General features: G+C 47.1%; 13 protein-coding genes. 1 reads left to right on the top strand and 12 read right to left on the bottom strand.

Annotation, left to right across the window (positions count from 1 at the left end; all coding sequences use genetic code 11):
• Positions 1-34: 34 nt before the first annotated feature.
• From LIR34_RS08925 to LIR34_RS08905, 5 genes are all read right to left on the bottom strand, one after another.
• Positions 35-2443: an ABC transporter permease gene (locus LIR34_RS08925; protein ID WP_118651042.1), complete on the bottom strand. Its 2409-nt coding sequence runs from the start codon at positions 2441-2443 to the stop codon at positions 35-37.
• Between the two features lie 447 nt (positions 2444-2890).
• Positions 2891-3064 carry a hypothetical protein gene (locus tag LIR34_RS08920; protein WP_173902556.1) on the bottom strand — a complete coding sequence of 58 codons (174 nt, stop codon included), beginning with the start codon at positions 3062-3064 and terminating at the stop codon, positions 2891-2893.
• Positions 3061-5169: a DNA topoisomerase 3 gene (locus tag LIR34_RS08915; RefSeq protein WP_173769604.1), complete on the bottom strand. Its 2109-nt coding sequence runs from the start codon at positions 5167-5169 to the stop codon at positions 3061-3063. Before LIR34_RS08915 ends, LIR34_RS08920 begins: the two co-directional genes overlap by 4 nt.
• 3 nt (positions 5170-5172) lie before the next feature.
• Positions 5173-5298, bottom strand: coding sequence for a DUF3789 domain-containing protein (locus tag LIR34_RS08910; RefSeq protein ID WP_081017347.1), 126 nt, complete (start codon positions 5296-5298; stop codon positions 5173-5175).
• A gap of 65 nt (positions 5299-5363) precedes the next feature.
• Positions 5364-5873, bottom strand: a complete 510-nt coding sequence (locus tag LIR34_RS08905) for an SLOG family protein (RefSeq protein ID WP_055158503.1) — start codon at positions 5871-5873, stop codon at positions 5364-5366.
• 149 nt (positions 5874-6022) lie between these two features.
• Between LIR34_RS08905 and LIR34_RS08900 the strand changes: the two genes are divergently transcribed.
• Positions 6023-6337 carry a helix-turn-helix domain-containing protein gene (locus LIR34_RS08900; protein WP_005361112.1) on the top strand — a complete coding sequence of 105 codons (315 nt, stop codon included), beginning with the start codon at positions 6023-6025 and terminating at the stop codon, positions 6335-6337.
• Between the two features lie 119 nt (positions 6338-6456).
• Here the strand turns inward: LIR34_RS08900 and LIR34_RS08895 are convergent, their stop codons facing one another.
• From LIR34_RS08895 to srtB, 7 genes are all read right to left on the bottom strand, one after another.
• Positions 6457-6870, bottom strand: coding sequence for a dUTP diphosphatase (locus tag LIR34_RS08895; protein WP_005361111.1), 414 nt, complete (start codon positions 6868-6870; stop codon positions 6457-6459).
• Positions 6867-7634: an FAD-dependent thymidylate synthase gene (locus LIR34_RS08890; RefSeq protein ID WP_256439197.1), complete on the bottom strand. Its 768-nt coding sequence runs from the start codon at positions 7632-7634 to the stop codon at positions 6867-6869. The genes LIR34_RS08895 and LIR34_RS08890 overlap by 4 nt, the downstream gene beginning before the upstream one ends.
• The gene (locus LIR34_RS08885) at positions 7630-7947 is read right to left on the bottom strand and encodes a hypothetical protein (protein WP_040446694.1); all 318 of its coding nucleotides are present in this window, start codon (positions 7945-7947) and stop codon (positions 7630-7632) included. Before LIR34_RS08885 ends, LIR34_RS08890 begins: the two co-directional genes overlap by 5 nt.
• An 83-nt stretch (positions 7948-8030) precedes the next feature.
• Complete coding sequence (locus LIR34_RS08880; RefSeq protein WP_064785857.1) at positions 8031-9029, bottom strand: nucleotidyl transferase AbiEii/AbiGii toxin family protein; 999 nt, start codon at positions 9027-9029, stop codon at positions 8031-8033.
• Complete coding sequence (locus tag LIR34_RS08875) at positions 9026-9643, bottom strand: DUF6088 family protein (RefSeq protein ID WP_055158509.1); 618 nt, start codon at positions 9641-9643, stop codon at positions 9026-9028. The genes LIR34_RS08880 and LIR34_RS08875 overlap by 4 nt, the downstream gene beginning before the upstream one ends.
• A 181-nt stretch (positions 9644-9824) precedes the next feature.
• Positions 9825-10307, bottom strand: a complete 483-nt coding sequence (locus tag LIR34_RS08870; RefSeq protein WP_064785859.1) for a hypothetical protein — start codon at positions 10305-10307, stop codon at positions 9825-9827.
• Between the two features lie 62 nt (positions 10308-10369).
• Entirely contained in the window at positions 10370-15280 is a 4911-nt protein-coding gene (gene srtB, locus LIR34_RS08865; protein WP_173769605.1) for a class B sortase, read from the bottom strand.
• Between the last annotated feature and the right edge of the window lie 37 nt (positions 15281-15317).

Here is a 15317-nt window from a genome sequence, read left to right as displayed (position 1 = left end):
TTGCAGAAAACACAATTTTCTGATAAAGGAAAATTTACTCCATTGTTTTAATGCGCTCGATCACAGGATGTCTTTTGCTATATCGTACAGAGAAAACGGAGTAAGCGGCCAGTATGAAGAAAAGCGCTACAAAATATATGCTTATTTCTAAAACTGGAAAATGATAAGTCAATGTCCCGAATGTCCCAACCTGATTGAAAACTTTGCAAAGTACAAATCCTGTTAAAGTTCCAATCGTTAAGGTTAAAATAGCCGTACCAGAAACATAATAGAAACATTCTGTTTGCAGCATTTTGGAGAATTGCTTACTGCTCAATCCCACAGACTGTAAAATACCAAATTCCTGCTGTCTTGATATAATGTTTGTCATTAGCGTGTTGATAAGGCTGATTAGCCCAAAAACAGCAATGAAAAATACCAATCCGTATAACGGCATTTTTATGTTATCCATTTCCTCTTGCAGATAAGTAATAATATCGCTGATACTGAAAACTTCTATACCTCCACGATTTTCCGCCAACTGGAAAATCTTATTCTCAACTTCTGTAAGCTGATCTCTTTCCACATCTACAATGCAGGTTATGTTGAAGTTGGAAACATTTTCTTTCATCATAGGTAAGAGTTCCTGCGGAAAATAGAAAGAAGCTGAATCCCCACCGAGATTAGGAGCTTTCCCAATCCCCATTACAGTAAATTCTTCCCATTGTCCATCCGCTGTTTCCACTTTGACTATATCGCCAATTTGAGGAGTGTAATTATAATAGTCGCTTAACAGCTTGGCGGAATTATCTACGATAACTCCTTTTCCGTTGATAAGTTTCTGGCGGTCTGCGGTTCCCTCAATTAGTCCTTGTGAAAAGGCCTCGTACTGATTTTCGGGGATTCCAATTTGGGTAAAGAAATGGCTGTTACCATCCTTGAAAGGAGTGGGAAATTCCATATTTGAAACACAGCCCTGTATAAATTCAATATTCTTTACGCCATCCATATCTGAAATCGTTTCTTCCAAAACTTCATCCAATGGATTTTTCGTTTGAAGTGCATTGATCCCGGCGGGGCGATCTTCCGCATTTGTGTTGGCGGGATCAAGGGAAAGTACAATGTCGCCATTTGCAAATTGCTGTTTTGCCATGCTTTCTACATCAGTTGAATTAAGGTAGGTGGCGGCACACATCAGTAAAACTCCGGCAAATCCCAAAGACAATACGGTTAGTATAGCTTTTTTCTTGTTCCGGGCAAAGCTCATTCGGGCAAGCGAAGATGGCGTAATTTTTCGATGTTCGATCCGCGTTTTTTCTGTCGCCGGTGTATCAGTCGTATTGATTCGCAGCGCCTCAATAGGCGATACCATAGAGGCTTTCTTTACAGGGGTATGGACAGCAATTTTCAAGGCAATTTCTGTAACAAGGGCAATCACAACGGCACATTCCAGTGTAGTCATCCAATGCCAGCCGTCCGGGACGAAACAATAGCCCAAAACACTTCCCAATACAACACCGATAGGAATTGCAGCACAGGATAACAAAAAACTTTCTTTTCGCACGATACGCTTGATCTGAACCGATGTAGCCCCCAGCACACGCAGTCTGCCATATTCATGTGTTTTCCCGATAACAGAAATGTAGAACAGGCTGTAAATAACCAAAGAACAGGCCAGTACAATTAAACTGCTTGCTCCGATAATCACCAATAGCTCCAGCGTGGATTTTTCTTCTGCCAATCCAAAGTAGGTAGAGCTATACATAACATACTGTTCAGGTACACCGCTTTGTTCCGCAATTTCGTTTATCAGCAGTTTCAAAGTTTCGCTGTCCATATTTTCGGTATTTTTCACGCGAACCAAAAGATCGTAACAGTTTGCTTTTTCATACCGGCTATATAAGCCATCCGATACAATGACTTGATAAATACGGGACGCATTACTGCTTTGAATAATGCCGCAAACATGATATGTCTGATTTTTTCCAAAAGGCATATCCAGTGTAACGGTTTGATCCAGTTGAACCGGCAACCCTAAATGCTCCAAATAGGACTGTTCCACAATGATTTCATTTTCTGCCTCCGGCATTTTTCCCAGCAAGTCAGTAACGCCTTTTAGTTCAAGTGCATTTTGATCTCTGTAATACACATCCAAAGTATAGTCATTGATACGGCTCGTTCCCATTGCAGCCTCTTTGCCGACTGCTTCAATCTGGTTGTTATGTTCCAGTTTTTCAAAGACGGTACTGGTACTGTTAATAAAGCTGCCCTGATAGCGTCCTTGCAGATAAAGCCTATTTTCACGGTCTGTTCCGAGATTATATAGTGCTAATACCATCATCAAACTAACTGCAAAAGCAATCGTTATGATAATAAACGCATTGCGTCTTTTATCCGCTTTCATGCTTCGGTCTGCTAATTTTTTTACAATGGCGCTGGTGTCATTCTCAAAAGGCCATGTCATAGTTGTATCACCTCCATATTTGATAAGGCCATTGTAAACCCCAAATGTCCGCGAAATGTTACAGCGGACAAAAAATTTTATTTTTTTGCATTTCTCTGTTATAGCAGTTCAAAATAATAACTCTATTATAGGCAGTTATCAAAGGTTTATCAATGCGGCAACTGTAAACAGATTCTCTGCCAAAGACTCTTAAAACTACTGGCAAGCAATGCAATCTTACGTAAGATTGCGTATTTAGCAGAAATCCCGTTTCCGGAATTCCTGCTAATGCTTGTTGGTGACATATCCCCAAACCCCTGAGATCATTGCCGGTGGCAATGGCTGCGCGTTCCGTTGGAACGCTGAAAACCAAAAGCAGACAAATCTTATTGACGGGATTTTTCTGTGCTGCGCTGCGGTTGTGGTGGGGAAGAAATCTCTAATAGATATTCCACATTGGCCCGAACATTATGAAGTTCTTTCATAAGGTGCTTTTTGCCGATCCTGATAGGTACACAGCCCTAAGTTGGGGTCACTTGCCAGCCGTTTCGATATGGCGAAAAAGTCGCCTTCTTTTTTGTGAAATTTTCGTATGGGCGTGAAGTGATAACCGCCATATTCAAAGGTTTTTCGATCGCTCATTTACGCCTGCCTTTCTTTACTGGAAATTCCAGCTTGAAATTCACATATTTACCGCCGGTATCATCCAGAATCACTTCCGCATCATAGGTCCTTCCTGTTTTTTCACTGTAAAGCCCGGACATAGAAATGCGGCCCTCTTTCAAAAGAGCCGCTGCCACAGACTTTGTGATAGATTTTTTCTTGCTGGAAAAGAAACGGTTATCTTTCCAAAGAGCAAAAGAACATTCCCTGTTGCCGCAGAAAAAACCTTTCTTTCCTTCAAATACCGGGGCACCGCAGCGGGGACATACCCCCACGGCTTCGTGTGCAGTTCCTTTGGAAGAAGGAAACAGATCCGCAAAACGTTCTTCCGGGGTAGTATGTTCTTTTACCAGCGTCCGGCTCATATCTGCAATCTGATCCATAAAAGATGTTGCCGACAGTTCGCCATGTTCCACTTGTTTCAGCATGGATTCCCATTCTGCAGTTAAGATGGGAGATTTGATATTGTCCGGCAGGACTGCGATCAGGTTCTTTCCTTTTTCCGTAGGAATGAGCTGCTTTTTCTTTCGCTGTACAAATCCGGCAGAAACCAGCTTTTCCAGTGTTGCCGCACGGGTAGCCGGAGTACCCAATCCTTTACGCTCGGCATCTTCCGGCATATCTTCCGCACCGGCAGTCTCCATAGCGGACAGCAGTGTGTCCTCCGTATAGTGTTTCGGCGGTGAAGTTTTCCCTTCACGGAGACTTGCTGATACAGCTTCAAAAGTCTGTCCTTCCTTCAGCACAGGGAGAGCGGCATCTTCATTTTCTCTGTGTTCCGTTTCACTCTGCCTGATACTCATACGGTGAATCCGTTCCACCTCTTTCCAGCCGGACTGTAAGATGGTCTTTCCTTTTGCCGTAAAAGTATATCCCTGGCAGTCTAACATAGCGGTGACCGCTTCAAACCGGTTTGCCTGCGTTGTGGCACAAAGCAGTCTGACGGCAAGCAGGGTAAGCACATCCCGCTCCCCGGAAGGAAGCTCCGACAGGTCTGTCCGTGCAATCTCCACAGTTGGGATGATGGCATGGTGGTCGGTCACTTTGCTGTCGTCTGTTACCCGGTCAATGTCCGGCTCTCCGGCGCAGCCTTTTCCAAAGGGCATATTGTCACGCAGCCATAGGATCAGGGAAGCGGCGGTTGCCTGCATGTCCTTCGTCAAATACTGGCTGTCCGTTCTCGGATAGGTTGCTAGCTTCTTTTCATAGAGAGATTGCACATAATCAAGGGTCTGTTGAGCCGTATAGCCATAAATACGGTTACATTCCCTTTGCAGAGTTGTAAGGTCATAAAGGCGGGGAGGCTGTATAGTTTTTACCTGCTTTTCCGCAGAACGCACAAAAGCGGAGTTGTGGTCACAGTCCATACGGATTTTTTCAGCCTCGGATCGTTCCGTCATTTTTTCGCCGGAAGCAGTAAAACCTCCGCAGGTGATTTCCGGCACATAAAAAGGCCTGCTGATGAAGGATTCAATATCCGACTCACGCTGTACCAAAAGTGCCAGCGTCGGTGACATAACACGGCCGACATTTAGTGTGACACCATACAGGACAGAAAAAAGCCGGGTGGCATTGATCCCGATCAGCCAGTCGGCTCCTGCCCGGCATACTGCCGCATCATAGAGTTTATCGTAATCACTGCCGGGACGGAGATGGTCAAAACCCTCACGGATCGCCGCATCCTCCATACTGGAAATCCAAAGGCGTTCCATAGGCTTATTACATCCGGCATATTCATAGACCAGACGGAAGATCAGTTCTCCTTCACGCCCGGCATCCGTAGCGCATACCACAGAATCAACCCGTTTGTCCTTCATCAGCCGGCACAAAAGGGCAAGCTGCTTTTTCTTATCCTTTGGAACTTCATATTTCCAGTTTTCCGGTAGGATCGGAAGGTCCTCATACCGCCATTTGGCGTACTGTTCTTTGTAAGCCTCCGGCTGTGCCAGTTCCAAAAGATGTCCCACGCACCAGCTCACCAGATAACCGGAACCTTCGAGATAACCGTCTTTTCTTTCCGTTGCGCCTAATACTGCTGCCAGTGACATAGCAACAGAGGGCTTTTCTGCAATCACAAGTTTCAATTTTTATTCCTCCTTCATAGTTTCAAATTCTTTATCCGCAAGTTTTCCGGTTTGCATAAGACACATCAACATAACGCCGGAAGCCATTCCTCCGGCAAAGGTAAGGAAATGTGAAATCAGGTTCCACATAAGCATTCCTCCTAAAAATGGGTAAAGAAAAACGCCCACTTCAAAGTGAGCGCATCAACAGGTATCTATTTTGTTTTTGGTTTCAAGTGATCCGGCAGGACGATCTCTCCAACCGGGATTTCCCGCAGTTCCTTTTTCATCCGATGGGTGAAGCGGATCGTCTTTGCCGTACCGCCGGTTTCCCGTCCGTCATATACAGCGATCACTCGGTCGGAGTGCTCCACCATATAGCGGTTTCTGTGGGAGTAGACGCTTGGGAGATATTTTTCCTGTATGACAACAACATCCGCACAAGCCTCCAGCAGTTCACGGGTTCTTGTTTTCTTATTCAGGCTGTCCAGACGTTTGCGGTAAGGGATCACTGCGATCAGCTCCAGCGCCGGATTAGTCTGCTTTCTTTCCAACACCAGCTCTGCAAAATACTGATCCACGCCATCTGCAAAGCCACTCATAAAACAGGTAAATCCATCTGTAACGGCAGCATCGATCTCATGTTCCAAAGCGGCTTTTATTTTGTTGATCTCATTCTGCGGCAAATCCCTGTGTCCGGTAACACAGCAAGTCTTTCCTTTCATCGGTCATCCCTCCATCTGATAGGTAAAATTCTTCACTTTTCATATAGTAATAGATTTAATTTAGCAAGTCAACGATAATACCCTTTTTCCTTTTGCGGATAATAAAGGGGCGTGAGGTACAATCTATTACAGAATGGGAGGTGAAGGCGATGTATGAAGATTTTGTCCCGGAACGATTAGCGAAGCTGCGGACACAAAAAGGAGTTTCCGCACGCGATATGTCTTTATCGTTAGGTCAGGCAAACAACTACATCAATAATATTGAGAATAAAAAGTCACTTCCCGCTATGCAGTCTTTTTTCTACATCTGCGAATATCTGGGTGTGACACCGCAGGAATTCTTTGATGAAGGAAATACCTACCCGGAAACCTTAAAGGAATTCATTGCAGAGGCAAGACAGCTTGATCCTCAATCCATGCAATATATCCTCGGTATTATGAAAGAACTCAATAGCAGAAAGTAAGCGGTCACGGTAATGGCCGCTTTTTTCGTGACTTTCTTTATTATATTTTATAATGTTCTCGAAATGTCCGCTCCCTATACCGATAAGTATTCAAAAACTGTTCTCCAAACAGCCTTTTTCTATTCGCCGGTACTGCCAAAGCTGCCGGTTCCTCGTTCTGTTCCCAGATCGGTTACAAAATCCGCAATGACGATCGGCGTGATCACAAGCTGCCCGATACGGGCTCCCTTAAAAAGAGACTGCGCCTGATTGCTTACATTGCTGATGATCGCATGGATCTCTCCACGGTAGCCGGAATCCACAGGTGGCAGTTCACAGACCAGACCTTTTACCGCCATACTGGTACGGGGAAAGATATATCCCGCATACCCATCCGGTATTTCCAGTCCAAAACCAAGAGGAATTTTGGCGATTTCTCCGGGCTGTAAGGTGCAGTCATAGGGCAGATAAACATCTGCTCCGGCATCATTGCCATGCGGACGGTAAGGACGCTGGTGCTCCGGTACGCCAAAGTCAATCAGTTTTATTTTCATCGGCAGCCTCCTTCCCAAAGAGCAGGATAGTCTTTTTCTAAAATATCCTCCGGCGTCATATCTGCCTCCAATTTTCGCCCGCAGGTCATTTTACCTTCCAGACATCGATCCATCTGACAAAAAGGCCCGGTCAGTGATGGGGCAAACAAAGCAGGGCTTAGTTCATAAAGTTCTTTCCAGACCTTTAGCAGCACAATCCTTGTTTCATCAGTATTTCTCCGGCATACCCGCTGGCTGATGATATGTTTCCACTGATAAGGGGTGGCGCTGATGAGCAGTACATTCCGTAATCCCTGGGGCGTGGCATAGCCGGCCGCATCGTGCCCGCTTCCGGCAGTGCACAGGGCTTCATAACATTTCATGCTTTCATGACAGCTTTTTAAGTACAATTCCCGTACCACTGCCGGAGCCGTCATAATAGAATACGGGACAGCGAAATCCGCCTGTCCCGTATAGTTGCTGTACTGCAGCGATGCACTCATAAATTTTACTTCGTTCTGGTGGCGGGTGATCTGCGCCAGAAAACGCCTGCTGGCGCCGACAATGGCTACCGTGATCACCGCAAATTTCTGGATGGTAGGATGGGGAAGCGCCCCCATAGCTGCTACTGTCTGAACGCTGAATGATTTTTCGTAGAGCTCCATCAGGTCGTCCATTGAGGCAATCTTATGTCCCTGTTGGGTAAGCCTTGCCGCAAAGACCATGTTTTTTTCTGCTTCCGCTACCGCCTGGCAGTTCAAAATTTTTACTTCGATTCGTTTAATTGGTATGTCCCTCCTTTACAATCGCTTTCAGTAAGAACAGATAGTTCAGACTGTCTGTGATCTTTTCGTCCCATGTGTCCATCGGGTAAACCGTTTCCTCGGCAAAGCACATATCGTACAGAGAAACAATATGCTTTGCCAGCATACCGGCAAGGGCACGCTGGGGCGTTGTGTGCTGTAAAGCTGCCGCTGCCTTAAATGCACCCAGCCGGTCCGGGTCATCCCCGGTGTATTCTTTGGTTTTCCGTTTCAAGGTATCAGCACAGAGCCGCACCTGTTCGTCAAAAACGGCATTGACTTCATTTTGCGTAATATAGCATCCCTCCTTTGAAAACAAGAAACCGGCTATTCTAAAGCATCTTAGAATAGCCGGCAAATAAATGGATATGTAATTGTTTATAGTGTATTGATCTCTTTTTCCAGTTCCTGGACCGCTGCTATGACTGTCTCAAATGTCGGAACATCCCCATACAACATATCCTGCATAGAGTTATAGTCCGCTTCCAATGCTGCAAACCGATATTCCGGCGGGAGTAATTTTAATGTGCCCGGCACAGCCTCCGGGTACTTCGCCCATGATCTGGGATAGAATTTCATTTTGAAATCTACAACTTTCTTCAGGAGGTCAAGCCTGGAAAAAGCAGCTTCTTTAACCGGTGTTGCAGCCATGCGGTAGAGATCATAATAATGTCTGGAATACCGCTGCGGCATTTCCAAATGTTCCGGTCTGTTCGCTTCATGGTGCAGGATTGTGGCTTTTTCCCAGAAGGTCCGTTCCGGGGCAACGGTAAGGATTGCGGTTTCTTTTTGCTCAAAAATCTTCGGATAATATTTTGCCGCGTATGGTTCGATCAGCGCTGTTTTTGCAGGAGTCCACGCTGCCAGCGCACCAATCTCTAAACGGATCACCTGTAAAGTCGCCGTATTCGTAAAAAGGTGCGGATAGGCGAAAATGACCGTCTGTTTATCCTTTTCATCTATGTAGACATTTGCTTCACAACCGATTTCCTGGGATAAGCCGGCTTTGACTGCCGGGCAGAATGTTTCGGACAGAAATACCTCTGCACGCACATTGGCTTCTTTGTTAAAAGCATCCTGTTTTGTATTGGAACGTTTCTCCCATGGTTCATCTTTGCCATATCCCAATACACGCCAGTCCAGAATCAAATCAATATCTTCTGAAAACCGGCTGATCAGGTGAAAGGCTTTTGAAAGGCTGGTACCACCCTTAAAGGTGATGGACTCTTTCCATGGTGAGCGGTGAAATAAATAATCCAGCGTAAAACATACCCAAAAGTCTTTTTCCACGATGGCATCATTCAGCCCCATTTTATCTGCTGTATTTCTGAACAGCTCCCTGCGGTCGTTATCTGAAAGTCTTGCTATATTTCTCATTGTACCTTTTCACCTCCACAAATCTGCCGTATCGTATCGTAAACCCAATCCGTAGACTCGGTTGCTTCCTTCAAACAAGCCTGTTTATCCTTGTCTGTCAGTTTTTCGGAAAGCATCTGTATGACTTCTGGCGTAACATTCGATCTGCCAAGCGTTTTTAATGCCTGTATAACCAAACTTGTCATATAGGACAATCCGGTAATCTCCTTATTGGTCCGGTGCTTAAATTCCAGCTTTGTAGAGTTCCACTCGTAGGTCTTATATGGACCATCGCTGATATAGGACCATACTGCTGTTACCTGTGTTGAAAGACCTAACAGGTTCAATGCTGTATTCCCACATGGGGCAATCGTCCAGTGATAACTTCGTGCCAATGCGTTCGCCACCGCTTCCGGGTCTGCCGCCACATATTCATCCAGAAGTTTGCTATATTTTGGTTTTTCATAAACTCCTTTCAAAATACGGCGCAATGTTCCTGATTGCACTAAACGGCTTAAACTTTGACGAATAGTGGATGTATCTGCAATATCCGCAAAATCAGACATCACAAAAACAGTTCCATCTTCAAGAGAAAGAACACGCTCTCGTATTCGTTTTGTATATCCGTTGTCCACAATACCGCCTCCCTTCATGTCACGAATATTATATATTATTCGTGACATGATTGCAATAGGTCCTATTCCTCTTATTTTGAGTGTTCCCATTAAAAATCTGATTTATACATCAAAAATCAAAAATTTTGCAAGGCAGTACAGTTTTCATATATGTCACATATTTTATATATTATTCGTGACATCAGGCAGTTGGCAGGTAGATCCAGTCGTGCATCAGGCACACGCTGGGTTCATCCTCCCTGGGAACCAGACGGTAGGTACATTCCCCATAGACCGTGCGTTTGTCCTCGATCTCCATGCCATAGGCTTTATAAAAGCGGTATTCCAGATTGGAGATAATACAGCGCAGGGTTTGCAGAGCCTCCCTTTGAGCTGATACGATCAGGTCACGGTCGATGCTGCGCTTCAAAAACAGCAGCGATTTGTAAAGCTGTACCTCTGTGCGGTAAGGGCGGCAGTCTTTCGTTTCCAGCCATCCGCAAAAAGCGACCGGTCCGCTCTGGATCACACTGCGGTCCGGGTGATAATACTCGTAGCAGTCCAGGTTTGCCGTATTCAGAAGATAGAGCATTTCCCGGACTTCATTTTCCGGCATGTCGTAAAACCGCAAAAGTGAGCGGTAAAGATGGACATAGCCGGGAATGGAAATAATGGTATTTACCATAAAATAAAATCCTCCTTGTAAACAGCAGGTGCGGGAGCTTTTGCCCCCGCACCGTCTAAAATCTATATTTCGTTATCTACTTTCACGAGTTTTCCCATGACAAGGAAGCGTCCTGTGCCGCCCGGCGTACAGGTAGAAAGGGTCAGTACCTTATCGCTGCAGGTCACAGTCACATCACTTTCCACCGCAGAACGTTCCTTCATAGCTGTAAGCCAGGTAGTATAAGCACCGTCATCCTTCCAGGAAAGCTGCCAGGGAGAAGTTTCACTGCCGGATTCTTCCGGCTTTGCTGCAAAAGCCGCAAAGATCTCCATGACATAACCACCCTTCGGAGTAACGAGATACATCTGCCTGTGAGCATCAAAGTAACTTTGTTCATCGTACCGGTTCAGCAGCGCAAACATGGAACCATCCCGCATATTATGACCGTAAATGATCGTATTGCGGTCTGAAAAATCTGCCCGGTTTTCATAGTCGGCAAACAGGCAGCCAACCTTGTTATAGGTCCCGTCATAAAGATGGTTCAGGTAATACTCGTTGTTGTCGGTCTGCGTCACCGGATAATTGAGCACCGTATCAGGAAGAGAAAGCCATCCGATGATGTCCGGTCCATTTTCACGGAGCGTTTCAAAGTCTACCGAAGGCAGGACAATATCGGTATCGTCCCGTTTTGGTTCTGTCGGATCGGGTGCCGACTCCGGGGAAGCTGTCTGCTCCGGCACTTCCACATATCCGGCAAGATCTCGATAGGCATCTTTACTCTCAGCATACTGGTTCAAGTCACGGAACACCAAAAAACCGCTGCCAAGAGCCACCAGAACGCAGAGTGAAAGGACAGAAACCCCGACAGCCGTTCTTTTCAGGGAAGTCCTGCTGTATTTTCCCTTTTTGAAATAATACACAGCAAATACGCTGCCGCCGATCAGTGCGGCTGCCAGCAGTCCGCCATACAGGAAAATATACGGATCATCCCCGGTCTGCGGTACCGGCTTTTGAGGGGTGGAAGGATTGGAGGGAACAGAAGGCTTTTCCGGGTTCTTTGGGTTATCCGGCTTTTCCGGTTTTTCATTAAAGAACTGGACCGTAGATGTCTGATCTGCCTTGATCTCCACCGTAGCGGCATCAGGAATGATGTAATCCTTGCTTGCCCGGTTTGCAACTTCTGTTACGGTATAAATACCGACACGAAGGCCCTTAACTTCAATCACGCCGGATTTTGGAGTGGTGAATGTCTCGCAGTAGGAGCCGTCCGCACTCTTAACCTCGATGGCAAAACCATCTTTGCGCCCGTCGCTGGAATCCTTTGTGATCTTTAAGTTGCCGCGGTAAGCCTCATTGGTAAATCCGTGCCCGGCTTCTCCATTTTCCACAACTGCGACCTGTCCATCTTCTGTGATGGAAAAATAGTAAGCGTTTGAGTCAGGCTGATAGCCCTCCGGCGCTTTGCTTTCTTTGATAAAGTAGCCGCCAGCCAGAAGGTTTTCCGCCGTATGATAGCCTGCATCGGTTTCTTTCAGCGTACCGATCTTTTGATCGTCAGGATCATATTCCTGGTTGGCGTTGGAATCCGCATACAGGTCGAACACTGCACCGGGCAGGAAGCGCAGGAAAGAATTCTTGTCTTTCTTATCCTCCTTTTCCACAGGGGACGGTTCCTCCACAGCTTCGGTTTTAGTTACCTGCACACTGCCGCGGATCAGGGTGTTTTCCACACGGATCTCGATATGCTGTCCGTCTGCACCGATATATACATGGTGCTGCTGCGGGCTTACCGTATAAAGGTCAGGGGCAGAGATCTCCTTGACGATCCAGTGTCCGTAAGGAATGTTCTCAAAGGAAAAACTGCCGTCTTTTCCGGTAATAGCAGTAAGCAGCGCATTTTCTTCAGTAAATTCTTCGGTATCAGGTCTAAACAGACCCATGAGCGCACCGGCAAGCGTGACATCCTCGCCGCCTTCCGGGTTTTCCCCGACTTTTACACCGTCTACACGCCCACGGAGAAGTTCATTGGAAACAGCCTCGCCTTCATTGACAAGGATCTGTACCAGGGCGGTTTCCTGACCAGCATACTCAAAGACAACCGGATATTCCTGATTCGAAAGGATATAGGCGCCGTTGGTTGTGCGTTCCTTGACATAATAGCTGCCAAAAGGCAGGTCGGAAGCGAAGGAAGCGCTGTAACCGCCGGATTCCTCAGACGAAACAGAGACCACTTCCAGAAGTCCACCTGCCGGGATTACGCTGCCATCTGCCGCCGTCAGGTCTGCGGAAGCATAAAGTCCAAAGGAAATATCCTTATATTCCTCGTTCATGCCAAGACCGAACAGGTCATCGGTCTCCATTGCCTTGAAAAGTGTGACATCCACTTTCTGGCGTTCGTCATAAAGACCGGCCGCTGTCTGTGTAACCTCTACGGTCTCACCCGCATAGGTCAGTTCCACATATTCCGGTTGAGGATTCAACACACAGCCGGAAGGCGCCTGACGTTCCTCCAGACGATAACGGCCAAGATAGAGAGACCCGCTTTTCGCTGTGCCGTCCTCGCCGGTCGTAAGTGTTTCCACAACCGTATCTTTTTCTGCCCGCAAGGTACCGTCACCGGTATAAATATCTTCATCTGCGATCACATCATAGACCGCTCCAGGAAGTCCGGCAACCTCATATACCGGTTGGTACAGTCCGTCGTTTTCCTGGACAGAAGCAAATACTTCTCCGGTCTTTGTGATGGTAAGCTGGCCTTTCTGCGGCATATTGTACTGAGTGACCGTCACAACCGCCTCGCTGCCGTCAATGGTAAACGGTACCGGCTGATCGGAAAGCACATAGCCATAAGGGGCAGCCACCTCATAAAGTTCATAATCCCCGGCGGCCAAAGGCTCCGGCAGCATCAGCCAGCCCTCGTCAGAAACATAGAAGGTATCCAGTGTTTCCGGGTTCGGATAGTAGACGGTCTGGGTGATAAATTCCCCGGTGGAAAGATCCTTGATCTGAAAACCGGTTCCGGTCACAGGGATAATCTTTCCGGTCTCTGCGTCACATTTTTCAACTTTCAGACGGGCTGTGATGGTGCGGTTGTTCAGGATATAGCTGTAAGTCTTTCCGTCAGAGGAAATGAATACCGTAAAGTCCGGGACAAAGGCTTTGCCTTCCTCGCCTGCGATCTGATGGACCGTATAATGTCCATAAGGAAGCGGTTTACTGGAAGCAAAACCATCCGCATCCGTGGTAAGAAGGTCACGTTCACTTTCCTTTGCCGCGTCATAGCTCCCGGCTGCCTTTAAGTAAACTTCAAAGACTGCGCCTGCTTCCGGGCGTTCGATGATACCAGCATTGGGATCGTCGGTATTTTCGCCCTCAGGCACATCCGGGTCCAGGTCATCGGTGTGCTTGACAAGCTGGATACTTCCGTAAATAACCGTTTCCGTCACCTGATTTTCTGTGGTATTGAGTTCCACTTCATACAGGGAAGGGGATGCACCCACTTCATAAATGGTTTCATTCAGAAGATACCCGGTGCTCGGTTCGATTTCCCGGATCGTCCAGCCATCCCCGCATACATAATAGCGGGTCATAAAGCTGCCATCCGGTCCGGTAGTATAAGTGTCGATCAGTTCGCCATCACGGAAGATCCCATAGGCCGCCCCTGCAAGCGTGGCATCCCCCTGAGCATTTCCGGTGTCAGCATCACTCTTTACCACATGGACGCGAAATTTCTTCAGAATATTGCTGAAATGTACCGAAGAAGTCTGCCCGCTTTCAATGGTCACGTACTGTGCGGAAGGGGTCACATAGCGGTCCACCGGAAGTTCTTTTACCAGATAGGTTCCCGGCAGGAGCTTCTTTTCAATCTGGCCGTTTTCTCCGGTCGTAACTTCCTCATTGACTTCATTTCCCAAAATGTCCGTACCGGAGATATGGAAGGTGATACCGGAAACAATGCCGTCCTCACTGGTCTTGACAAGTTTTGCGGTACCGTAAGTTTCCGTTTTGAATTTTACAAAGAAGGAAACCGGATCGCTGGCACCGGTCATCATGGTCTGGTAGCCGGGTCTGCCCCAGATCAGCATGTCGTTTGCCACCGGGATATTCTTTCGGAATTCAAACAGCACCGGGTCCATCATCATCTGCCTGCTGGTAAAGGTGTATTCATTTCCGTTTCTTGTCACAGAAACGCCGCTGCCTTTCAAAGCCTCCAGATCGATCTTCAAGTTATTGGTATCTGTGACCGTCAGGGTATAGACCTTTTTTTCTACATCCCATTTCAGTTCCAGTTCCGGTGCTTCGCTTTTCTTAGAAGAAGTAAAGGAAGGTACTGTGGAATGGGAAGCGACCTGTGCAAGAATCCAGTCATAGGCTTTTTCTGCCGGTCGTCCGGCGATCACGCTGAAATACTGGTCGGCGTCTGCGTGGCCGTTTCCGTGGCGGCTGTACGGATCGCTTCTAAGTTGCTGCTGGTATTCCCAAAGGATGATCTGGGTTGCCATCTTATAGTCATCCTCGTTGATTCCGGAAACAGGGAGCGCCGCACCGGGTTTCCAGCCATAGATCGCAGTCAGGGTGATCCCCCTCCTTGCCTCGGCAGGAAGCAGGTTCAGGTATTGGCTGTTGGTCCCGCTTTCCGAAACATAGGTATTTTCCGAAGTATGGTAAGGAATCCCGCTCTCCACACAGTAAACCTGGTGGCTGATCCCGTCAGAATCCGTCAGCATATAGTGCCGGTAAGCATTGCCCCCGGAACTGGTGTGTACATCGATGGTTCCGTCTGCATGGTAGGCAAGATAGGTGTAAGGCGCCGGGGCACGGTAGTGGTTCCCATCAGAGCCCACATACTGGTCGCCCAGCCAGGAGCTTGCCGTCTGTCCGACAGACATGGCAAAAGCCTGAGCCGGAAGAAGCCCCAAAATGCTTGCCATACAAAGCAAAAACGCCAACAGCTTGCGAAAGCCGCGGCGTCTGGTTATGATATGTTCCATGAAAAAATCCTCACTTTCATAAAATCTAAAAGGACAG

It is taken from the genome of Blautia sp. MSK17_66 (assembly GCF_020538025.1).
Lineage (GTDB): Bacteria > Bacillota > Clostridia > Lachnospirales > Lachnospiraceae > Blautia_A.
Note: the sequence above shows the minus strand (reverse complement) of the source record. Positions and strands in the feature narration are given on the sequence as shown.

Bases quoted from the DNA above. Each gene is read 5' to 3' on its own strand.
- LIR34_RS08895 (WP_005361111.1), bottom strand. From the start codon at position 6,870: ATGAAAATAAAACTGATTGACTTTGGCGTACCGGAGCACCAGCGTCCT.
- LIR34_RS08920 (WP_173902556.1), bottom strand. From the start codon at position 3,064: ATGAGCGATCGAAAAACCTTTGAATATGGCGGTTATCACTTCACGCCC.
- LIR34_RS08870 (WP_064785859.1), bottom strand. From the start codon at position 10,307: ATGGTAAATACCATTATTTCCATTCCCGGCTATGTCCATCTTTACCGC.
- LIR34_RS08910 (WP_081017347.1), bottom strand. From the start codon at position 5,298: ATGTGGAACCTGATTTCACATTTCCTTACCTTTGCCGGAGGAATGGCT.
- srtB (WP_173769605.1), bottom strand. From the start codon at position 15,280: ATGGAACATATCATAACCAGACGCCGCGGCTTTCGCAAGCTGTTGGCG.
- LIR34_RS08900 (WP_005361112.1), top strand. From the start codon at position 6,023: ATGTATGAAGATTTTGTCCCGGAACGATTAGCGAAGCTGCGGACACAA.
- LIR34_RS08905 (WP_055158503.1), bottom strand. From the start codon at position 5,873: ATGAAAGGAAAGACTTGCTGTGTTACCGGACACAGGGATTTGCCGCAG.
- LIR34_RS08925 (WP_118651042.1), bottom strand. From the start codon at position 2,443: ATGACATGGCCTTTTGAGAATGACACCAGCGCCATTGTAAAAAAATTA.
- LIR34_RS08880 (WP_064785857.1), bottom strand. From the start codon at position 9,029: ATGAGAAATATAGCAAGACTTTCAGATAACGACCGCAGGGAGCTGTTC.